The organism is Pseudomonas sp. D(2018) (assembly GCF_005502555.1).
Taxonomy (GTDB): domain Bacteria; phylum Pseudomonadota; class Gammaproteobacteria; order Pseudomonadales; family Pseudomonadaceae; genus Metapseudomonas; species Metapseudomonas resinovorans.
Window position 1 is genome coordinate 1 of record NZ_SCOK01000054.1, and the last position, 21,692, is coordinate 21,692.

Below are 21,692 nucleotides of genomic sequence, written 5' to 3' on the forward strand. Positions count from 1 at the left end.
CCATAGCCCCTCCCCCCTCGCAAGGAGCCACCAGTGGATGCCACCACCGTCAATAGCCTGTTCCTGATCGGCGCGGTGCTGGTAGGCATGAGTATTCTGGTCAGCGCCTTCGGGTCACGCTTCGGCGTCCCCATCCTCGTCGTATTCCTCGTGGTCGGCATGCTCGCCGGCAGCGACGGCCCTGGCGGCATCGTCTTCAACAACTATTCCCAGGCCTACCTGGTGGGCAACCTGGCACTGGCGATTATCTTGCTGGACGGCGGCATGCGAACCCGCGCAGCCACCTTCCGCGTGGCGCTCTGGCCCTCCTTGTCCCTGGCCACCATCGGGGTGCTGGTCACCGCAGGACTGACTGGTGTGGCCGCCGCCTGGCTATTCAACCTGAGCACCCTGGAAGGCCTGCTGATCGGCGCCATCGTCGGCTCCACCGACGCCGCAGCGGTGTTCAGCCTGCTGGGTGGACGCGGCCTCAACGAGCGCGTCAGCGCGACCCTGGAAATCGAGTCGGGCAGTAACGACCCGATGGCGGTGTTCCTCACCGTGACCCTGATCGAGATGCTCGCCAGCGGCCAGACCGGCTTCAGCTGGACCTTTGTCGTGCACATCATCCAACAGTTCGGCATCGGCACCCTGCTGGGCTTCGTCGGTGGCTGGCTGATGCTGCAACTGATCAATCGCCTGACCCTGGCGAACGGCCTCTACCCCCTGTTGGTAGTGGCCGGCGGCATCCTGGTGTTCGCCGTGACCAACGCCGTACAGGGCAGCGGCATCCTTGCCGTCTATCTCTTCGGCCTGTACCTCGGCAACCGGCCAATCCGCTCCCGCCACGGAATACTGCACATGCTCGACGGCCTCACCTGGCTGGCGCAGATCGGCATGTTCCTGGTGCTCGGCCTGCTGGTCACGCCACACGAAATGTTCCCGATTCTGCTACCGGCCCTGGGCCTGGCGCTGTGGATGATCATCTTTGCCCGTCCGCTGTCGGTGTTCCTCGGCCTGCTGCCCTTCCGCGCGTTCCACGACCGCGAAAAGGCCTTCATTGCCTGGGTTGGCCTACGCGGCGCGGTGCCAATCATTCTCGCCGTGTTCCCGCTGATGGCCGGGCTGCCCAATGCCCAGCTGTTCTTCAACGTGGCCTTCTTCATCGTGCTGGTGTCCCTGGTTCTGCAAGGCACCAGCCTGCCCTGGGCCGCCAAGCTGCTGCGAGTCACGGTACCGCCCGAGCCTGCGCCGATCTCCCGCGCGGGCCTGGAAGTACACCCCACCAGCGAGTGGGAGCTGTTCGTCTACCGACTGGGGGCCGAGAAGTGGTGCATCGGCGCCGCCCTGCGCGAGCTGAAAATGCCCGAAGGCACCCGTATCGCCGCCCTGTTCCGCGGCAAGGAGCTGCTGCACCCATCGGGCAGTACCACCCTGGAAGCTGGCGACATCCTCTGTGTCGTCGGCCACGAGCATGACCTCTCTGCCCTCGGCAAACTGTTCAGCCAGGCGCCGCAGCGCGGGTTGGACCTGCGCTTCTTCGGCGACTTTGTCCTGGAAGGCGATGCCCAGCTGTCTGCGGTGGCCGCGCTCTATGGCCTCAAGCTCGGCGAGCTGGATGGCCACCAGGCCCTGGGCCGTTTCATTGCCCACGAAATCGGCGGCGAGCCGGTGGTCGGAGACCAGGTGGAATGGAACGGCCTGACCTGGACCGTTGCGCTGATGGAAGGGAACAAGGTACGCAAAGTGGGCGTCAAATTCCCCGAAGGGCAGGGTCGTCCGGGGCTGTTCCTCTAGAGGACGCGTCTAGGACGGCTCTCCCGAGTCGTCAGGCCCCCGCCATGGAAACCCGGGGTTCGCCTATGCGCGAACCCGGATCACTACCGCTCGTGCCAGACAGTCCCGCAAAGGCCGTCGTGGCATATCATTAGCCGCATTTGAACCCGAGTTACCCGATCGCGATGATTGCCTCCTTGCGCACCTTTCTTGCTGCCACCCTGCTGGGCCTCTGCCTGACTCCGGCCTACCTGCAAGCTGCCCCCACCGTCGGCGCTGCCTTGCCCAAACCGACTGCCGCGCCAACCGAGAGCAAGTCCGCCGAAGGCGAAGCCCAGGACAAGCCCTCGCTCGAGGAACAGACTCAGACCTTCGTGGCCAGCCAGCAGGAAAGCCAGCAAGCCCTGACAGCGCTCAAACGACAGCTGAGCGATGCCCCCCGTCTGATCAATGAAGCACAGCGCGAACTGACGCGGCTGAAGAACAGCCCACCAATCGCGGTGAAAGAGCGCTATGGCAAATCCGAACTCGCACAACTGGAAAAGCTGCTGGATGAGCGCAGCAGCGAACTGGCCGAGCGGCAGAAGTCACTGGCCGACGCCAACAGCCTGATCATCACCTCCCAGACCCGCCCGGAGCGGGCCCAGGCCGAGATCAGTACCAACCAGACGCGTATCCAGCAGATCAACAACAATCTCAAGACCGGCAAGGAAAACGGCAAGACCATCAGCGACAATCAGCGCAACCTGCTCAGCGCCGAGCAGGCCGCCCTCGCTGCCCAGACCGAATTGCGCCGCGAAGAGCTGGCGGGCAACAGCCTGCTGCAGGACCTCGGCAACAGCCAGCGCGACCTGCTCATGGAGCGCATCCGCCGCCTTGAGCAGGAAACCCAGGACCTGCAGTCGCTGATCAACGAGATGCGCCGGGAAAGCTCGGAGCAGACGGTGGCCGAACTCTCCCGCGATACTGACAAGGCGACGCCGGATAGCCTGCTCGCGAAAGAAAGCGCCATCAACCTGAAGATGTCCGACTACCTGCTGCGTGCCACCGACCGTCTCAACGAGCTGACCCAGCAGAACCTGCAGACCCGCCAGCAACTGGACAACCTCAGCCAGGCCGACCAGGCCCTGGAAGAGCAGATCAGCGTACTCAAGGGCAGCCTGCTGCTGGCCAAGATCCTCTACCAGCAGAAGCAGGCCCTGCCCCTCCTGCACCTGGACAAGAACCTGGCCGATGAGATCGCCGATATCCGTCTCTACCAGTTCGAGCTGAATCAGCAGCGCGACCAGTTGAGCAACCAGCAGGCCTATGTTGATGACCTGCTCGCCGAGCAGCCGCCCGAGCAAGTGACAGCGGATCTGCGTACGACCTTGATGAAACTGGTCTCCACCCGCGCCGAGCTGCTCGATCGCCTGAGTCGTGAGCTCAACACCCTGCTCAACGAATCCATCACCCTGCAGCTCAACCAGAAGCAATTGCAGGAGACCTCCCAGGCCTTGCGCAACACCCTCGACGAGCAGATGTTCTGGATTCCGAGCAACAAGCCACTGGACCTCAACTGGCTGAAATCCACGCCGCACCTGTTGGAACGCCAGTTGGCAGAAATGCCCTGGGGTGCAGGGCTGCGCGAATTGGGCGAGGGCCTGGTGGACCGTCCCTGGCTGTTCCTGCCGTTGCTTCTGGTGATTGGCGGCCTGCTGTGGAAGCGTCGCTACCTGTACGCCAAGCTCCACGAGATCAACCAGGACGTCGGCCACTTCAAGCGTGACAGCCAACTGCACACGCCAATGGCGCTGTTCCTCACCGTGATGCTCGCCCTGCCGGTCAGCCTGTTCCTGGTCCTCTGCGGTTTCGCCCTGCAGATCGACGCCCGCGGCCAAAACGCCACCCTGGGCGCCGCCTTTATGGAGATGGCCCAGGCCTGGATGGTGTTCTATACCCTCTACCGCATCCTTGCACCGGGCGGCATCGCCGAACTGCACTTCCACTGGGACCGCCCGCGGGTCGCCTTCCTGCGCAGCCAGATCCGTCGCCTGGGTGGCGTGGTCATGGCGCTGGTAGCCATCGTCACCGTCGCCGAGCACCAACCCGCGGCGCTGGCAGACGACATCATCGGCGTCATCGTAGTGCTCAGTTGCTATGCCTTGATGACCCTGGTGCTGAGCAACCTGTTGCTGGCCGAACCCATGCGCGAGCAGACATCACCTGTCCGCCTGCTGATCGGCGTCGCCTTCACGCTGGTTCCGCTGGTCTTCATCGTCGCGGTGGGCTTCGGTTACTACTACACCTCGCTCAAACTCACCGATCGGCTGATTACCTCTCTTTACCTGGTGATCGTCCTGTTGCTAGTCGAGGCAGCCTTCGTCCGCGGCCTCTCTGTGGCGGCGCGGCGCCTCGCCTACCAGCGGGTGCTCGCCAAGCGCCAGGCGCAGACCAAGGAGAATGCAGAGGGCGAAGAGGTCGTGGTGGAAGAGCCGACCCTCGACATCGAAAAGGTCAACCAGCAGTCGCTGCGCCTGATCCGCCTGGCGCTGCTGGGCGTGTTCATCGCCTGCCTGTACCTGGTCTGGGCCGACCTGATCAGCGTGTTCGCCTACCTCGACCAGATCACCCTCTACCAGTACTCCACCGGCACCGGCAATGCCGCCACGCAGGTGCCCATCAGCCTGTTGGACGTGCTCGGTGCATTGATCATCGCCGGCATTACCATGGCGCTCGCGCGCAACCTGCCAGGCCTGCTGGAGGTCCTGGTGCTATCCCGGCTGAAGCTGGCCCAGGGCAGCGCCTACGCCACGACCACCCTGCTGTCCTATGCCATTGCTGGCATTGGCTTTGTCACGGCGCTGTCCACCCTCGGCGTCAGCTGGGACAAGCTGCAATGGCTGGTGGCCGCCCTCTCGGTGGGTATCGGCTTCGGTATGCAGGCGATCTTCGCCAACTTCATCTCCGGCCTGATCCTGCTGTTCGAGCGCCCCGTGCGCATCGGCGACCTGGTCACCATCGGCACTGTCACCGGCACGGTGAACCGTATCCACATCCGCGCCACCCACATCACCGACAGCGACCGTAAGGAAGTGATCGTCCCAAACCAGACCTTCCTTACCAGCCAACTGATCAACTGGACCTTGACCGACACCGTCACCCGCATCGTGCTGGAGTACAGCGTCAACCGCAGCAGCGATCTCGACCTCGAGATGGTGCGCAAGCTGCTGCTGCAAGCCACTCAGGAGAACCCGCGCGTACTCCGCGACCCGGCACCCACCGTGCAGCTGAAAACCTATGGCCCTGCCACGTTAGATCACGAACTGAAGATCTATGTGCGCGAGCTCAGCGACAGAGGCCTGGCCACGGACGAACTGAACCGTCGCATCGACCAGCTGTTCAAAGAGCACGACATCAATACCTCCAGTACGCCGAAGATGGACGTCACCCTCACCCGCAGGATCGACAAACATGGCGATACCGAAGCCGAAGGCATACCGATCAAGGACAAGGCACCGGTCCCGGAAGCCAGATGAGTCCACTTCCAGCGCCGACGGCGGCATGACAAGCTGAGCCCATGAAAAGACTCGACGACCTGCAGTTCGACAACCGTTTCGCCCGCCTGGGGGATGCCTTCTCCACCGAGGTGCTGCCCGAGCCCATCGCAGAGCCGCGCCTGGTGGTGGCCAGTCCGGCGGCCATGGCCCTGCTCGACCTGGACCCGGCTGAAGCCGACACCCAGGTGTTCGCCGAGCTGTTCTCCGGGCACAAGCTCTGGTCCGAGGCAGAGCCACGCGCAATGGTCTATTCCGGGCACCAGTTCGGAGCCTACAACCCGCGCCTGGGTGACGGCCGCGGACTGCTGCTGGGCGAGGTGCTCAACGATGCCGGCGAGCATTGGGACCTTCACCTCAAGGGCGCGGGCCAGACGCCCTACTCGCGCATGGGCGATGGCCGCGCGGTGCTGCGCAGCTCGATACGCGAATTCCTCGCCAGTGAATACCTGCACGCCCTGGGCATTCCCACCAGCCGCGCACTGTGCGTGACCGGCTCCTCGACCCCGGTGTACCGGGAAACGCGCGAAACCGGCGCCATGCTGCTGCGTCTGTCGCCGAGCCACGTACGCTTCGGTCACTTCGAGTACTTCTATTACACGCGCCAGCACGAGCAGCTCGAAACCCTGGGGCGACACGTCATGGAATGCCATTTCCCCCAATGCCTGGAGCAGGAGCAGCCCTGGGCCGCGTTCTTCCGCGAAGTGCTGGAACGCAATGCCGAACTCATCGCCCTCTGGCAGGCCTACGGCTTCTGCCACGGCGTGATGAACACCGACAACATGTCGATCCTCGGCATCACCTTCGACTACGGCCCCTACGCCTTCCTCGACGACTTCGATGCCAACCACATCTGCAACCACTCCGACGACACCGGCCGCTACAGCTTCAGCAACCAGGTGCCTATCGCCCACTGGAACCTCGCGGCCCTGGCGCAGGCGCTGACGCCCTTCGTCGACGTGGACCAGCTGCGAGAGACCCTCAACCTGTTCCTGCCGCTCTACCAGGCCCATTACCTGGACCTGATGCGTCGCCGTATGGGCTTCACCTCAGCTGACGAGCAAGACGAGGCGCGAGTGCAGCGCCTGCTGCAACTCATGCAAGGCAGTGCCGTGGACTACAACCAGTTTTTCCGCCGTCTGGGCGAGGAGAGCCCGGAGCAGGCACTGCGCAAGCTGCGGGAAGACTTCGTCGACCTGGCAGGCTTCGATACCTGGGCCGCCGACTACCAGGCCCGCGCGGCGCTGGAAGGCGACGACCAGCAAGCACGCCGTACCCGAATGCACGCGGTGAACCCCAGGTACGTCCTGCGCAACTACCTCGCCCAGCGCGCCATCGAGGCGGCCCAGCAGGGTGACTATGCCGAGGTGCGCCAACTGCACGCGGTACTTTCCCACCCGTTCGACGAACAACCTGGCATGGAACGTTTTGCCGAGCGCCCGCCGGAATGGGGCAAGCATTTGGAGATCAGTTGCTCGTCCTGAGCCGCGATCCCTGTAGGAGCTAGCTTGCTAGCGAACGACTTTTTTCGCCAGCAAGCTGGCTCCTACAAATCAGGGCTAGCGGCCCAACATCCACTCCAACCCCATCGCCACATGCCGCTCGGCGCTGTCCACCAGCGGCAGCGGCGAGGCGCAGCCGTCCAGCAACAGACCAATTTCTGTACAACCGAGGATGGCCGCCTGCGCACCCCGCGCCTTCAACTGCGCCAACTGGTCGAGATAGAAGGTTCGGGCAGCAGGCAGGAACTGCCCCACGCAGAGTTCCTGGAAGATCACCCGGTCGATCTCCGCCATTGCCTCCGCGTCGGGCACCAGCACCTGAATGCCGAAGCTCCGGTCCAGGCGTTCGCGGTAAAAGTCTTCTTGCATGGTGAAGCGGGTGCCAAGCAGGGCCGCACGCTCGACGCCGCCCGCACGCAGCGCCCCGCCAACGGCATCGCCAATGTGCAACAGCGGAATATCCACGGCCTGCTCGATGGCCGCAGCGACCTTGTGCATGGTGTTGGTAGCCAACAACAGCGCCGTCGCACCAGCACCCTCCAGCCCACGCGCGGCTTGCGCCAACACCCCACCGGCAGCCTCCCATTCACCGGCCTTCTGCTGCGCGGCGATCTGCGCGAAGTCCACCGAGTGCAGCAGCAGAGGCGCCGAATGCAGCCCGCCCAGACGGTCGCGCACGCCTCGGTTGAGCAGTTGGTAATAGGTAACGGTGGATTCCCAGCTCATCCCACCCAGAACGCCCAGCATCCTCATCACTGCCACCTCTTGAATGGAAAGACCCAGCCTAGCTGATGCCCCCGGCGCTGCAGGCATACAGCTGCATGGCAAGGCAGGAATACAGCCTTCCGCTGATAACCAAATGACATATAAACCTATTGAAATTGTCTTAGACTCTCTAAAAAAACCCCACTAAATTGGCGGCCTTGCGCGGGTGCCTTACAGGCGCGCCCGATACCTCATACGAGATTCGCACGCCCTCTAAGGAACTCCATGCCCTCTTGGGACGCTTTCCCTCTGCTATTCGTGTCTGCGCTCCTGGTCTGGGTGCTCTATGCGTTCGTCCGCGAAAAGTGGACCCCGGACGTGGTTGTGGCCATCGCCGTCGCCGCCCTGCTGGCCGCTCAGCAACTCACGCCCCACGACGTGCTCGGCGTGCTTTCCAACTCCGCCCCCGTAACCATCGCCTGCATGTTCGTGCTCTCGGCAGCGCTGGAGCGCACAGGTTGCATCGATGCCCTTGGCAACTGGCTCGGTGACCTGGTGGGCGACAGCCCCACCCGCGTGCTCGCAGGCCTGATGATCACGGCCCTGGTGGTGTCTGCCTTCCTCAACAACACCCCGGTGGTAGCCATCCTCACCCCGGTAGCCATCGCCCTGGCCAAACGTGCCAGCAGCTCGCCTTCGAAACTGTTGATCCCGCTGTCCTATGCCACGGTGCTGGGCGGCATGCTGACCATGATCGGCACCTCCACCAACATCCTGGTGGACGGCGTGGCGCGCAAGGCCGGCCTCGAGCCGTTCGGCATGTTCGAGATCACCCCGGCGGCCCTGGCCTTCTGCGCCGTCGGTTTCGTCTACCTGATGCTGTTCAGCCGCCGCCTGCTGCCGGACCGCGAAACCCTCTCCAAGCAACTGCGCCCGGACCTGGGCCGAACCTTCATGAGTGAGTTGCTGGTGCCCCACGATTCACCGGTGATCGGCCGCACCATCGGCGAGGCCAACCTCAACGGCGGCAGTGGCCTGAAGGTGCTGAAAATCTTCCGCGACGAGCTGGAAATCACCGAGCCGGGCCATGACACGGCACTGGCGGCCGGCGACCTGCTGGTCCTGCACGGCCAGGTCAAGGACGTGGTCGACCTGCGGGAGAGCAACAAGCTCACCTTCAACCGCGGCGAGGCCTTCGAGACCGTCAGCAGCCATGATGTGATCGTGGCCGAGGCCATCGTCGGGCGTAACTCGCGCTACAGCAACCGCCCCATGCGCGACCTCGACCTCACCGCGCGCTATGGCATCGCCGTGCTTGCCGTGCACCGCCAGGACGAGAACGTGCAGGGTAACCTGGACGACTTCCAGCTGCAGTTCGGCGACGTGATGCTGGTGGAAGGCACGCCTGCACAGATCAAGCGCTTCGCCGACAACGGCGACCTGATCAGCCTCAATGCCGTGCAGGAACGCGCCTACCGCCGCGACAAGGCGCCCATCGCAATACTTGCGACCCTGGCAGTGGTCGTCCTGTCCGCCTTCAGCTTCATGCCCATCGAGGGGCTGGCGATCATCGCTTGCGCCGTGGTCCTGGGCACCCGCTGCCTGGACGTAGATGACGCCTACAAGGCCGTGGACTGGAAAGTACTGAGCCTGATCTTCGGCATGCTCGCCATCAGCATCGCCATGGACAATGTGGGACTGATCGACCTCGTCGTGGCCAAGACCATGGCCGCGATCCCGAACGCCAGCCCGCTGCTGATGCTGGGCTTCGTCTACCTGCTGACCACCATCCTCACTGAGATCCTCTCCAACAACGCCGTGGCGGTCCTCGTCACCCCTATCGCCATCGGCATTGCCCAAAGCCTCGGACTGGACCCCCGGCCGTTCGTGGTCGCGGTGATGTTCGCCGCCAGCGTCAGCTTCGCCACTCCGATCGGCTACCAGACCAACACCTTCGTCTACAACGCCGGCGGCTACCGATTCAGCGACTTCATGCGCATTGGCATCCCGCTGAACATCCTCATGGTCGGGGTCGCCATGCTGGTGATCCCGCGCATCTGGCCGCTGCAGTAACCTTGAAATTCGCAGGCGCGGCTCCAGATCGGTATCACCGACTCTGGAGTCCCTCATGACCGATCCTTTGCTTGTTCCCTGCGCCCACTGCGCCAGCCTGAACCGCATTCCCGCCGCCCGCCTGGGCGACTCGCCGCGTTGCGGGCATTGCAAGGGCGCCGTGCTACCCACCGCCCCCTTCGACCTGAATGAGACCAGCTTCGCCAAGCAACTACGCGGCGACCTGCCGCTGCTGGTGGATGTCTGGGCCGACTGGTGCGGTCCCTGCAAGGCCTTCGCCCCCATTTACCAGCAGGCCGCCGGCCAGCTCCAGGGCCGTTGCCGGCTGGGCAAGCTGGACAGCGAGGCCAACCGCAACCTCGCCGGGCAACTGGGCATCCGCTCGATCCCCACGCTGATCCTGTTCAAGGATGGCCGCGAGGTCGCACGCCAGAGCGGTGCGCTGCCCCTGCCGCAACTGCTCGGCTGGCTCAGCGCCCAAGGCATCTGATCGCTTCGGTCAATCATGCTGGCCTTCCCGGTCATTGCCCGGATGGCCACGGCCGCTAGTCTCTGGACATCGCCAAGCCGGAGTCCGCCATGTCCATGCCCATCGAACTGGTTCGCCAGCTGACCGAGGAACAGATCGCCTTCGTCAAACGCAGCGGCCTCAAGGCCGAGGTCCTGGAGCCCGGCCATGTGCGCCTGCGCATGCCCCTGGAAGGTAACCAGAACCACATCGGCACGCTCTACGCCGGGGCACTCTTCACCCTGGCCGAAGTACCCGGCGGCGCGCTCTTTCTCACCAGCTTCGACAGCCGCCGCTTCTACCCCATCATCAAGGAAATGAACCTGCGCTTCCGCCGCCCCGCCAAGGGGGACATTACGGTCGAAGCACGCATGGGCAGCGAGGAAATCACGCGCATCCAGCAAGAGGCCGAAACCAACGGCAAGGCCGACTACCTGCTGGAGCTGCAGTTACTGGACGCCGACGGCGAAGTGGTTGCGCAGAGCCGCGGGCTCTATCAGATGCGAGCCCATTGATCGGCCTTGCCCTGGATCAAAATGGCGGGTGACGAAAAGTCGCAGAGTGCGAGCCTCAGAGGAGGCCCCCACCATGTTCCAGCACATCCTTGTCGCCCATGACCTCAGCCACGAAGCAGACATCGCCCTGCGCCGTGCCATCCAGTTGGCCCGCCAGCACAATGCACGCCTGTCCCTGCTGCACGTTCTCGAGGACCACCTGCCCAATGCTGTCCAGGGCAACCTGCGGGATGCAGCCCAGCAGTACTTCACTGAACGCCTGGCACAGCTGGGCGCCGAGGACTGCCAGGTGCTACTGCGCAAGGGCCGTCCGGCACAGGAGATTCTCGAGGAAACAGGCGACAGCCAGGCAGACCTGCTCGTTATCGGCCGGCACCACCACAACGCACCCGAGCTCTTCATTGGCACCACGCTGGAGCGGGTCGCCCGCCACCTCACCACGCCACTGCTCCTGGTAGTCGGGGAGCGACCTGAACAGCCCTACCAACGTGCCGTCGCCGCCCTGGACTTCTCCCTCTGCGCCTGCGACGCCCTGCGCAAGGGCTGCGCCCTGCTACCTCGGGAGGCCCACCTGACCGCACTGAATGTGATGGAGCTGGGCAACAGGTTGCTGTCCAGAAGCGCCAGCTCGGGCGATTTCCTGGAAACCCAGAAAGTGCTACTGGGGAAGCTGCTGGAAGACGAACTCGCCGGCCTGGCCGAACGGGCCCCCACAGTGGAAGTGGAAGTGCTGCGTGGCTCGCTCCCCAAGGCACTGGACGACGGCATCGCCAGCCTGCGCCCACAACTGCTCGCCCTCGGCAGCCACGGCCGCAGCCTGATTGCGCAGGCCCTGCTTGGCAGCCTCGCCCTGCGCTACCTGCAAAACCCACCCGCCGACCTGTTGCTGGTCAAATAACGCATTCGCCCCGGCAAGCCGGGGCGAACAAGATGCTGTCCATTACCGAGCCATCAGCTTTCCAGCAGGTCGTGCAGCTCGACGAACTGTTGGGTCAGCTTATGGCTACGATCGAAGTAGATCAGCGGTTTGCAGGCCTGGTGCGACTCGCGCATCTTCACCGACATCATCAGGTTGACCGGCAGCACCGGCAGCCCCTCCTCCAATAGCTCATCCAGCAACTGCTGGGGCAAGGTCGCCCGCGGCTGGAACTGGTTGACCACAATGCCCTCCACTTCCAGGCCCTCGTTGTGGTCCTCTTTCAACTCCTCGATTTCTGCAAGCAACCCGTAGAGCGCATTGCGGGAGAAGCTGTCGCAGTCAAAGGGAATCAGGCAGCGATCGGCGGCGATCAACGCGGAAACCGTATAGAAGTTCAGGGCAGGAGGCGTATCCAGGTAGATCCGGTCGTAGTCTTCGGCCAAGTCGTCCAGCAACTTACGCAGCTTGTTGATCTTGTGCTTGGCCTCGAGCTTCGGCTGGAGATCGGCCAGCTCAGCCGTGGCGGTCACCACGTGGAGGTTGTCGTAGGGCGTTTCGTAGATATCCACCTTGCCCTTGCGGAAGGCGGTAGCCGAGAGCGTCTGCTTGAAGAAGTCAGCGATCCCCATGGGGATATCTTCACCGGTCAGGCCGGTGAGGTAGTGGGTAGAGTTGGCCTGGGCGTCGAGGTCGATCAACAGGGTGCGATACCCCTGCGAAGCACTCACCGCCGCCAGGTTACAGGCAATGCTGGACTTGCCGACACCGCCCTTCTGATTGAAAACCACGCGCCGCATCGCACACCTCACTGAGCCTGATAAGTGTCGGATTCTATGCAATGCCCATGACAAGGGCGAGGCCTCCGGCAAGATGCTTGCACCAAACAAGTGACATCAAAAAGCCACTCGGAGGACTCCTCCGTTGCTCGCCATCGACCAGGCTCCAGAAGCCCAGAGCGGTGAGCTCATCCGGATCAATTAGAAAAGGCCGCGAAAGCGGCCTTTTCCATTGCACGGATCTCAGGCGTGGTACTGCGCCGACAGTTCGTGCACTGCCTCGAAGAAGGCACCGGCGTGGGCCGGGTCGACTTCCGGGGTGATGCCGTGGCCGAGGTTGAATACGTGGCCAGAGCCCTTGCCGTAGGCGGCGAGGATACGGCCCACCTCGGCGCGGATGGCCGCCGGATTGGCGTACAGCACGGAGGGGTCCATGTTGCCCTGCAGCGCGACCTTGTCACCAACGCGGGCGCGGGCGCTGCCGATGTCGCAGGTCCAGTCCAGGCCCAGGGCTTCGGCGCCGCTGTCAGCCATGGATTCCAGCCAGAGGCCACCGCCCTTGGTGAAGAGGATCACCGGTACGCGACGGCCGTCGTGTTCGCGGATCAGCCCGTCGACGATCTTCTTCATGTAGGCCAAGGAGAATTCCTGGTAGGCCGCCGCTGACAAGCTGCCGCCCCAGGAGTCGAAAATCTGCACCGCCTGGGCGCCGGCCTTGATCTGGCCGTTCAGGTAGACGGTCACCGACTGGGCCAGCTTGTCCAGCAGGGCGTGCATGGCTTGCGGGTTGTCGTAGAGCATCGCCTTGGACTTGCGGAAGTCACGGCTGGAACCGCCTTCGACCATGTAGGTGGCAAGCGTCCAGGGGCTGCCGGAGAAGCCAATCAGCGGTACGCGGCCATTCAGCTCGCGGCGAATGTTGCGGACGGCGTCCATCACGTAGCCCAGGTCCTGCTCCGGGTCCGGGATCGGCAGGGCGTCGATGTCGGCCAGGTTGCTCACCACTTTCTTGAAGCGCGGGCCTTCGCCGGTCTCGAAGTACAGCCCCTGGCCCATGGCATCGGGAATAGTGAGGATGTCGGAGAAGAGGATCGCCGCATCCAGCTGGGGGTAACGGTCCAGCGGCTGGACGGTGACCTCGCAGGCCAGTTCAGGGTTCTTCATCAAGCTGACGAAGTCACCGGCCTTGGCGCGGGTTGCTCGGTATTCCGGCAGGTAACGACCGGCCTGGCGCATCATCCAGACGGGAGTGACATCAACGGGCTGCTTGAGCAGGGCGCGGAGGAAACGGTCGTTCTTCAAGACGGTCATGGCAGTGTCCAACGAAAAAGTGCGGGCATTTTCGCAAAGCCCAACGCAAAAGGCACGGCGAGTGCCGTGCCTTTTGTCCATCGCGACGAAATGCCGCGAACCGCAGCTCTCTGAGCGTCACGAGCGAAGGTCAGGCTAGGCGCAACGACCAACGGAAGTAACAGCCAGAGGCTGGCCCGAAGGGCGAGCGCCAGTGAGTCAAACAGGCGAGGAAGCGGAGTTTACTAGCTGTTAATGAGCATTCCGAGCCTGTTTTCAACAACGCCTGGCCGAGCGCAGTAGCTTAGACGCCCAGGTAGTCCAGGATGCCTTCGGCGGCGGTCCTCCCCTCGAAAATCGCCGTCACCACCAGGTCCGAACCGCGGACCATGTCGCCACCGGCGAAGATCTTCGGGTTGCTGGTCTGGTGTTTGAACTGCGCCTGCGCGGGGGCGACCACGCGACCCTGGTTGTCGATGCTGATTTCGAACTGCTCGAACCAGGGCGCCGGGCTCGGACGGAAGCCGAAGGCGATCAGCACGGCTTCGGCCGGAATGATCTCCTCGGAACCCGGAATGGGCTCGGGGCTGCGACGGCCGCGGGCATCCGGCTCGCCGAGACGGGTCTCGACCACCTTCACGCCTTCCACCTTGTCTTCGCCAACAATGGCGATGGGCTGGCGGTTGAAGAGGAACTTCACGCCCTCTTCCTTGGCGTTCTTCACCTCTTTGCGCGAACCGGGCATGTTCTCTTCGTCACGGCGGTAGGCACAGGTCACGGCCTTGGCGCCCTGGCGAATGGAGGTGCGGTTGCAGTCCATCGCAGTGTCGCCACCACCCAGGACCACCACGCGCTTGCCCTTCATGTCGACGAAGTCTTCGGGAGACTTCTCGAAGCCGAGGTTGCGATTGACGTTGGCGATCAGGAAATCCAGCGCGTCGTGCACGCCCGGCAGGTCCTCGCCCGGGAAACCGCCCTTCATGTAGGTGTAGGTACCCATGCCCATGAAGACTGCATCGAACTCCTCGAGCAGTTGGTCCATGGTCACGTCCTTGCCCACCTCGGTATTCAGGCGGAACTCGATACCCATGCCGGTGAAGACTTCGCGGCGACGGCTCAGCACCTGTTTCTCAAGCTTGAACTCGGGGATACCGAAGGTCAGCAGGCCACCGATTTCCGGGTTCTTGTCGAAGACCACGGGAGCCACGCCATTGCGCACCAGTACGTCGGCGCAACCCAGGCCCGCCGGACCGGCACCGATCACCGCTACACGCTTGCCGGTTGGCTTGACCTTGGACATGTCCGGACGCCAGCCCATGGCGAACGCGGTATCGGTGATGTACTTCTCCACCGAGCCGATGGTCACGGCACCGAAACCGTCGTTCAGCGTGCAGGCGCCTTCGCAAAGGCGGTCCTGCGGGCACACGCGGCCGCAGACTTCCGGCAGTGTGTTGGTCTGGTGCGACAACTCGGCGGCAGCCAGGATGTTGCCTTCCGAAACCAGCTTCAGCCAGTTCGGAATGAAGTTGTGCACCGGGCACTTCCACTCGCAATAGGGGTTGCCGCAGCCAAGGCAGCGGTGGGCCTGGTCAGCCGCTTGCTGCGGCTTGAACAGGTCATGGATCTCGACGAATTCCTTCTTGCGCTGGCGCAACAGTTTCTTCTTCGGATCCTTGCGCCCGACCTCGATGAACTGGAAGTCGTTGTTCAGACGTTCAGTCATTAAAAAAACCTCATCAAACCACTTCAGGCGCTGTTGTTATTGCGGGTTGGCACGGGTGCTGGAGAGCAGCGAGGCAAGGCTCGCGGCCTTCGGCTTGACCAGCCAGAACTTACGCAGGTAATCGTCCAGGTTTTCCAGCAGGTGGGCACCCCAATCGCTGGAGGTTTCCTTGACGTATTCCACCAGCACGCCGTGCAGGTGGCTGCGATAAGCCTCCATGGACTCGTTGCTGATGCGCTGGATCTCCACCAGCTCGTGGTTGACCCGGTCGACGAAGCTGTTGTCCTGGTCCAGTACGTAGGCGAAACCGCCAGTCATGCCGGAACCGAAGTTATAGCCAGTCTTGCCCAGGACACAGACGAAACCGCCGGTCATGTACTCGCAGCAATGGTCGCCGGTGCCTTCCACCACAGTGTGGGCGCCGGAGTTACGCACTGCGAAGCGCTCGCCTGCAGTTCCTGCGGCGAACAGCTTGCCACCAGTGGCACCGTAGAGGCAGGTGTTGCCGACGATGGCCGACTCCTGGCTCTTGAACGGGCTGCCCTTGGGCGGAGTGATGACCACCTTGCCGCCGGTCATGCCCTTGCCCACGTAGTCGTTGGCATCGCCTTCGAGGTACAGGTTCAGGCCACCCGCGTTCCACACACCGAAGCTCTGGCCCGCGGTACCGCGGAAGCGGAAGGTCACCGGAGCATCCTTCATGCCCTGGTTGCCGTGGCGACGGGCGATCTCGCCGGAAATCCGCGCGCCGATGGAACGGTCGCAGTTGCAGATTTCCAGGTCATAGACGCCACCAGTCTTGCCTTCGACGGCTGCCTTGGCGATGTCCCACATCTTCTCGGCCAGCAGGCCCGGGTCGAAGGGCGGGTTCTTCTCAACGACGCAGAACTGCGGCTTGTCAGCCGGTATGTGGTCGCTGCCCAGCAGCGGGCTGAGATCCAGGTGGCCCTGCTTCTCGGTATCGCCCGGCAGCATTTCCAGCAGGTCGGTACGGCCGATCAGTTCACTCAGGCTGCGCACGCCCAGCTTGGCCAGCCACTCGCGGGTTTCTTCGGCGATGTAGGTGAAGAAATTCATCACCATTTCGACGGTGCCGATGAAGTGGTCCTTGCGCAGCTTGTCGTTCTGGGTGGCGACACCAGTGGCGCAGTTGTTCAGGTGGCAGATGCGCAGATATTTGCAACCCAGGGCGATCATGGGTGCTGTACCGAAGCCGAAGCTTTCGGCGCCGAGGATGGCCGCCTTGATCACATCGAGGCCGGTTTTCAGGCCGCCGTCGGTCTGCACCCGAACTTTGCCGCGCAGGTCGTTGCCGCGCAGGGTCTGGTGGGTTTCCGCCAGGCCAAGTTCCCACGGGCTGCCCGCGTACTTGATGGAAGTCAGCGGGGATGCGCCGGTGCCACCGTCATAGCCGGAAATGGTGATCAGGTCGGCATAGGCCTTGGCCACGCCAGCGGCGATGGTGCCAACGCCCGCTTCGGCCACCAGCTTCACCGAGACCAGCGCCTGCGGGTTGACCTGCTTGAGGTCATAGATCAGCTGGGCCAGGTCTTCGATGGAGTAGATGTCATGGTGCGGCGGCGGCGAAATCAGGGTGACGCCAGGCACTGCGTAACGCAGACGGGCAATCAGGCCGTTGACCTTGCCGCCGGGCAACTGGCCGCCCTCACCGGGCTTGGCGCCCTGGGCGACTTTGATCTGCAGCACTTCGGCGTTGACCAGGTATTCCGGGGTGACACCGAAGCGGCCGGTCGCCACCTGCTTGATCTTGGAGCTCTTCACCGTGCCGTAGCGCGCCGGGTCTTCACCGCCCTCACCGGAGTTGGAGCGGCCGCCCAGGCGGTTCATGGCTTCGGCCAGTGCTTCGTGCGCTTCGGGAGACAGCGCGCCCAGGGAAATACCCGCTGCGTCGAAGCGCTTGAAGATGGACTCCAGCGGTTCGATCTCGTCCAGCGGCAGCGGCTGGTCGATGGTCTTGACCTTGAGCAGGTCGCGCAGCATCGACACCGGGCGGGTGTCCACCAGCGCGGTGTATTCCTTGAACTTTTCGTAGTTGCCCTGCTGCACGGCGGCTTGCAGGGTGTTCACCACGTCCGGGTTGTACGCGTGGTACTCGCCGCCGTAGACGAACTTCAGCAGGCCGCCTTGCTGGATGGCCTTGCGGTTGTTCCAGGCTTCGAAGGCCAGCAGCTTCTGCTCCGACTCGATGTCGACGAAGCGTGCACCCTTGATGCGACTGGCGACACCACGGAAGCTGAGGTCCACCACTTCTTCGGACAGGCCGACGGCTTCGAACAGCTGCGCGCCACGATAGGAAGCGATGGTGGAGATCCCCATCTTCGACAGGATCTTCAGCAGGCCCTTGGAGATGCCCTTACGGTAGTGCTTGAATACTTCGTACAGATCGCCCAGCACTTCGCCGGTGCGGATCAGGTCAGCCAGCACTTCGTAGGCGAGGAACGGGTACACGGCAGACGCGCCAAAGCCGACCAGCACGGCAAAGTGGTGCGGGTCACGGGCAGTGGCGGTCTCGACCAGGATGTTGCAGTCGCAACGCAGGCCCTTCTCCACCAGGCGATGGTGCACGGCGCCGACGGCCAAGGACGCGTGGGCCGGCAGCTTGCCGGGCGCGATGTGGCGATCGGTCAGCACCAGCAGGACCTTGCCGGAGCGCACGGCTTCTTCGGCCTGGTCGGCCATGTTGCGCACGGCCGCTTCGAGGCCAAGGCTCTCCTCGTAGTTCAGGTCAATGATCTGCCGCTCGAAGCCCGGACGATCCAGGCTCATCAGCGCGCTCCACTTGGCCGGGGAGATCACCGGGCTGCTGAGGATCACGCGGGTGGCGTGGTCAGGCGACTCACTAAAGATGTTGCGCTCGGCACCGAGGCAGATCTCCAGAGACATGACGATGGCTTCACGCAGCGGGTCGATCGGCGGGTTGGTGACCTGCGCGAACTGCTGACGGAAATAGTCGAACGGCGAACGCACGCGCTGGGACAGCACGGCCATGGGGGTGTCGTCACCCATGGAGCCGACCGCTTCCTGGCCCTGTTCGGCCAGCGGGCGCAGTACCTGGTCACGCTCCTCGAAGGTGACCTGGAACATTTTCATGTACTGCTTGAGCTGGTCGCTGTCGTAGCTGGCCACGCCGTGGTCGTCGTCGAGCTTGGCCTGGATGCGCACGGCGCTCTGGCGCAGCCACTGCTTGTACGGATGGCGCGACTTCAGGCGGCTGTCGATGTCTTCGGTGTTGAGGACCTGGCCGGTCTCGGTATCCACCGCGAGGATCTGGCCCGGGCCGACACGGCCCTTGGCGATCACGTCCTCCGGCTTGTAATCCCACACACCGATTTCCGAGGCGAGGGTGATGTAGCCGTTCTTGGTGGTGACCCAGCGAGCCGGACGCAGGCCGTTGCGGTCGAGCAGGCAAACGGCGTAGCGGCCGTCGGTCAGCACGACGCCGGCAGGGCCGTCCCAGGGCTCCATGTGCATGGAGTTGTATTCGTAGAAAGCACGCAGGTCGGCATCCATGGTTTCCATGTTCTGCCAGGCCGGCGGGATGATCATGCGCACGCCACGGAACAGGTCGATGCCGCCGGTGACCATCAGTTCGAGCATATTGTCCATGCTGGAGGAGTCGGAACCCACGCGGTTGACCAGCGGGCCGAGCTCATCGATGTCGGGCAGTTGCTCGTTGGCAAACTTGGTGCGACGGGCTACCGCCCAGTTGCGGTTGCCGGTGATGGTGTTGATCTCGCCGTTATGGGCGAGGAAGCGGAAGGGCTGCGCCAGCGGCCACTTCGGCAGGGTGTTGGTAGAGAAGCGCTGGTGGAAGACGCAAATGGCGGTCTGCAGGCGTTCGTCACCCAGGTCCGGGTAGAACTGCTGCAGGTCGGCCGGCATCATCAGGCCTTTGTAGATGATGGTCTTGTGCGAGAAGCTGCAGATGTAGTGGTCGGCGTCAGCGGCGTTGGCCACGGAGGAGCGACGACGGGCGCTGAACAGCTTGACCGCCATCTCCTGGTCACCCAGACCTTCTCCGCCGATGAAGACCTGCTCGATCTGCGGCAGGCGCTCGAGGGCCAGGCGACCAAGGACGCTGGTGTCCACCGGAACCTTGCGCCAGCCGATCAGTTGCAGGCCCGCAGCGAGGATTTCGCGATTCATGTTCTCGCGAGCGGCTTCGGCACGAGCCGGGTCCTGGTTGAAGAAGACCATGCCAACGGCGTACTGGGCAGGCAGATCGACCGCGAAAGTCTCCTTGGCAATAGCACGCAGGAAAAGATCGGGCTTCTGGATCAACAGACCACAACCGTCGCCGGTCTTGCCGTCGGCGTTGATGCCGCCGCGGTGGGTCATGCAGGTCAGGGCTTCAATGGCGGTTTTCAGAAGATGGTGGCTCGCCTCGCCCTGCATATGGGCGATCAAGCCGAAACCGCAGTTATCCTTGAATTCATCAGGATGGTACAGACCTGCTTTCATAGGGGAACTCTCACCAGGGCTGCCTTAAGAAAAAGGCAGAATTGCTTTGTAATTCAACTCCTTACCATACGCGCCGGACTTGTTGCCAGCTTTTGCGTAGGCAAAGGGAGGTCATTGTACATAGCCCCTTGGTCGACCACAAATCTTAGTGGCCAACTAGTGAAAGTCGATGTCGCAAAAATGAATGAATGAACCAGGAGGTCGTGCTAGCGACCGCCTGGTCAGAAGGCGAGGGATCAGGCTCGCGCGAAACTAGCGAGCCATCTCCTGCTGGATGCTGGCGAAGGTCTTGGGCCAGGGCTTACCAGCCTGAACCTTGGCCGGCAGGGACTTGATCGCAGCCTGGGCAGCAGTGCGACTAGGGAAGCTGCCATAGGTCACGACATAGAGCGCCTTGCCCTGATACTGCTTCTTGAAGTAGTGGTACTGGCCGCCATTCTGCTGAACGAAGGCCTTGGCACTGTTCTCCGAACTGGTGCCAAGCACCTGCAGGGCAAAATGATTGCCGGTCTGGCTGCGGTACCAACCACTCCCCGCACTCCCACCCGCAGTAGCGGCCGCAGGCGCCGTTGCAGGTTTCTCAGCCGGCTTGGCCGCGGCCTGGCTCGGCGCGGGAGCCGGCTTGGGTGCCGGGGACGAAGCGGCCGCCGGAGCCGGAGCGGCAGGTTTGGCGGGTGCGACCGGGGCAACAGGCACAGCTGCGACAGGCTGAGTCGGCATGGGCAACGGTTGCGACGACGCAATGGGTTCTACCGGTGCAGGCGCTGGACTGGCTGTCGCCCCCTGGGGCGGTGCAACGGTGGTGACGGTGGGCGGCACATTGGCGGTCGCATCGGGTGCCGGAGCATCTTCCGGCTCGCCCTGGCCAGCCGCCTGCGCCAGCGGTTCGCGAATCACCGGCTGGGCTTCTCCCACCAACGGCAACGGCAGCGGTTGCGAGGAACCTGCAAACTCGACAGCCGGCGCGCCAGAATCATCCTGACTGCCAGCCTGGCCAGCTGGCGCCTGCCCCAACGGCACCTGGGCGGCTGCGGGTGCAGTGTCAGCATTGCCGTCGTTGCGCCCCTGCATCATCCAGGCAGCAATCACGCCAACCCCGACGACTGCGAGGGCCAGCAGGTGTTTCTTCGGCAGGCTGAAGCCGGTGGCGGATTTCCGCGCCGCGCCACGCTCGGCAAGCATCGCTTCGACCATGAGATCACGTGCGACCTGGTTGATCGAACCGGGCCAACCGCCGGATTGCAGGTGGATCTCTTCCACCTGCTCATCGTTCAGCAACTCGATGCCACGACCAGCACCTTCGAGGCGCTGAGCGAGGTACTCACGGGTTTCTTCCTGACTGTAGGGCTGCAGCTCAATGACATGGAAGCGCTCCTCCCCTTCAGCCAGAGCATCGAGGCGTGCCAGCAAGGAGTCTTCACCAAACAGGAATACGTGGGTGCGCGCCTCGACATTGCCCTCGGCCAAGGCCAGCAGGTTATCGAGAGACGCGTCATCCAGTTCTTCGGCGTCATCCACCAGGAGATACACCTCCTGGCCGGTCAGGGCGAGCTGGGCAACCTGGGCCAGAATGGAACGCACATCGGCCTGGGCAACACTCAGCCCTTGGGCGATCTGCCTTAGCAGACCTCCGGCTTCGACCGAATTGCGAGCCGATACCACGAGACTCTGCACGGCCTGTTTGTTGGTGCTGGCGACCAGGGCCTGACGCAGCAGGGTCTTGCCACTGCCATGCGGGCCGCTCACCACGAGCATCAGTTGGCTATAGCGCGCCAGATGGTGCAGCTGACCAAGCACCGGCTTGCGCTGGGCAGGGAAGAACTTGAAGCCAGGCACCCGCGCCGCGAACGGGTCATGGGTGAACTGGTAATGACCGAGGTAGGCCTCGTCGGCGTGCAGGCTGCTCAT

General features: G+C 63.4%; 13 protein-coding genes. 7 read left to right on the forward strand and 6 right to left on the reverse strand.

Annotated elements, in window-relative coordinates; translation table 11 throughout:
• The first annotated feature begins 33 nt into the window (after window positions 1–33).
• From FFS60_RS24085 to selO, 3 genes are all read left to right on the forward strand, one after another.
• The gene (locus tag FFS60_RS24085; protein ID WP_028630585.1) at window positions 34–1,776 is read left to right on the forward strand and encodes a potassium/proton antiporter; all 1,743 of its coding nucleotides are present in this window, start codon (window positions 34–36) and stop codon (window positions 1,774–1,776) included.
• 167 nt (window positions 1,777–1,943) lie between these two features.
• Window positions 1,944–5,273: a mechanosensitive channel MscK gene (gene mscK / locus FFS60_RS24090; RefSeq protein WP_036997864.1), complete on the forward strand. Its 3,330-nt coding sequence runs from the start codon at window positions 1,944–1,946 to the stop codon at window positions 5,271–5,273.
• 41 nt (window positions 5,274–5,314) lie between these two features.
• On the forward strand, window positions 5,315–6,775 hold the full coding sequence (gene selO, locus FFS60_RS24095) for a protein adenylyltransferase SelO (RefSeq protein WP_137823387.1): 1,461 nt from the start codon (window positions 5,315–5,317) through the stop codon (window positions 6,773–6,775).
• Between the two features lie 75 nt (window positions 6,776–6,850).
• Here the strand turns inward: selO and FFS60_RS24100 are convergent, their stop codons facing one another.
• On the reverse strand, window positions 6,851–7,546 hold the full coding sequence (locus FFS60_RS24100) for an aspartate/glutamate racemase family protein (RefSeq protein ID WP_171016568.1): 696 nt from the start codon (window positions 7,544–7,546) through the stop codon (window positions 6,851–6,853).
• A 237-nt stretch (window positions 7,547–7,783) separates the two neighbouring features.
• On the opposite strand from FFS60_RS24100, the gene FFS60_RS24105 reads away from it, so the two are divergent.
• The 4 genes from FFS60_RS24105 (at window position 7,784) to FFS60_RS24120 (ending at window position 11,492) form a co-directional block, all read left to right on the forward strand.
• The gene (locus FFS60_RS24105; RefSeq protein WP_028630581.1) at window positions 7,784–9,571 is read left to right on the forward strand and encodes an SLC13 family permease; all 1,788 of its coding nucleotides are present in this window, start codon (window positions 7,784–7,786) and stop codon (window positions 9,569–9,571) included.
• Window positions 9,572–9,626: 55 nt separating this feature from the next.
• On the forward strand, window positions 9,627–10,061 hold the full coding sequence (gene trxC, locus FFS60_RS24110; protein WP_028630580.1) for a thioredoxin TrxC: 435 nt from the start codon (window positions 9,627–9,629) through the stop codon (window positions 10,059–10,061).
• An 89-nt stretch (window positions 10,062–10,150) separates the two neighbouring features.
• Window positions 10,151–10,594: a PaaI family thioesterase gene (locus FFS60_RS24115; protein WP_028630579.1), complete on the forward strand. Its 444-nt coding sequence runs from the start codon at window positions 10,151–10,153 to the stop codon at window positions 10,592–10,594.
• Window positions 10,595–10,667: 73 nt separating this feature from the next.
• The gene (locus FFS60_RS24120) at window positions 10,668–11,492 is read left to right on the forward strand and encodes a universal stress protein (RefSeq protein ID WP_028630578.1); all 825 of its coding nucleotides are present in this window, start codon (window positions 10,668–10,670) and stop codon (window positions 11,490–11,492) included.
• A 53-nt stretch (window positions 11,493–11,545) separates the two neighbouring features.
• Here the strand turns inward: FFS60_RS24120 and FFS60_RS24125 are convergent, their stop codons facing one another.
• The 5 genes from FFS60_RS24125 to FFS60_RS24145 all read right to left on the reverse strand — a co-directional run bounded on the left by FFS60_RS24125 (window position 11,546) and on the right by FFS60_RS24145 (window position 21,692).
• Entirely contained in the window at window positions 11,546–12,310 is a 765-nt protein-coding gene (locus FFS60_RS24125; protein ID WP_028630577.1) for a ParA family protein, read from the reverse strand.
• 222 nt (window positions 12,311–12,532) lie between these two features.
• Window positions 12,533–13,600: a uroporphyrinogen decarboxylase gene (gene hemE, locus FFS60_RS24130; RefSeq protein ID WP_028630576.1), complete on the reverse strand. Its 1,068-nt coding sequence runs from the start codon at window positions 13,598–13,600 to the stop codon at window positions 12,533–12,535.
• Between the two features lie 283 nt (window positions 13,601–13,883).
• Window positions 13,884–15,302 (reverse strand): FAD-dependent oxidoreductase, encoded by a 1,419-nt coding sequence (locus tag FFS60_RS24135; protein ID WP_028630575.1) that lies wholly within the window; start codon window positions 15,300–15,302, stop codon window positions 13,884–13,886.
• Window positions 15,303–15,338: 36 nt separating this feature from the next.
• Complete coding sequence (gltB, locus tag FFS60_RS24140; protein ID WP_137823388.1) at window positions 15,339–19,784, reverse strand: glutamate synthase large subunit; 4,446 nt, start codon at window positions 19,782–19,784, stop codon at window positions 15,339–15,341.
• Between the two features lie 252 nt (window positions 19,785–20,036).
• A complete protein-coding gene (locus FFS60_RS24145) occupies window positions 20,037–21,692 on the reverse strand; it encodes an AAA family ATPase (RefSeq protein WP_137823389.1) in 1,656 nt (551 codons plus the stop codon).

Coding starts and splice junctions, on each gene's coding strand:
- selO (WP_137823387.1), top strand. CDS start 5,315: ATGAAAAGACTCGACGACCTGCAGTTCGACAACCGTTTCGCCCGCCTG.
- FFS60_RS24100 (WP_171016568.1), bottom strand. CDS start 7,546: ATGAGGATGCTGGGCGTTCTGGGTGGGATGAGCTGGGAATCCACCGTT.
- FFS60_RS24105 (WP_028630581.1), top strand. CDS start 7,784: ATGCCCTCTTGGGACGCTTTCCCTCTGCTATTCGTGTCTGCGCTCCTG.
- trxC (WP_028630580.1), top strand. CDS start 9,627: ATGACCGATCCTTTGCTTGTTCCCTGCGCCCACTGCGCCAGCCTGAAC.
- FFS60_RS24115 (WP_028630579.1), top strand. CDS start 10,151: ATGTCCATGCCCATCGAACTGGTTCGCCAGCTGACCGAGGAACAGATC.
- FFS60_RS24120 (WP_028630578.1), top strand. CDS start 10,668: ATGTTCCAGCACATCCTTGTCGCCCATGACCTCAGCCACGAAGCAGAC.
- FFS60_RS24125 (WP_028630577.1), bottom strand. CDS start 12,310: ATGCGGCGCGTGGTTTTCAATCAGAAGGGCGGTGTCGGCAAGTCCAGC.
- hemE (WP_028630576.1), bottom strand. CDS start 13,600: ATGACCGTCTTGAAGAACGACCGTTTCCTCCGCGCCCTGCTCAAGCAG.
- FFS60_RS24135 (WP_028630575.1), bottom strand. CDS start 15,302: ATGACTGAACGTCTGAACAACGACTTCCAGTTCATCGAGGTCGGGCGC.
- gltB (WP_137823388.1), bottom strand. CDS start 19,784: ATGAAAGCAGGTCTGTACCATCCTGATGAATTCAAGGATAACTGCGGT.
- FFS60_RS24145 (WP_137823389.1), bottom strand. CDS start 21,692: ATGAGCAGCCTGCACGCCGACGAGGCCTACCTCGGTCATTACCAGTTC.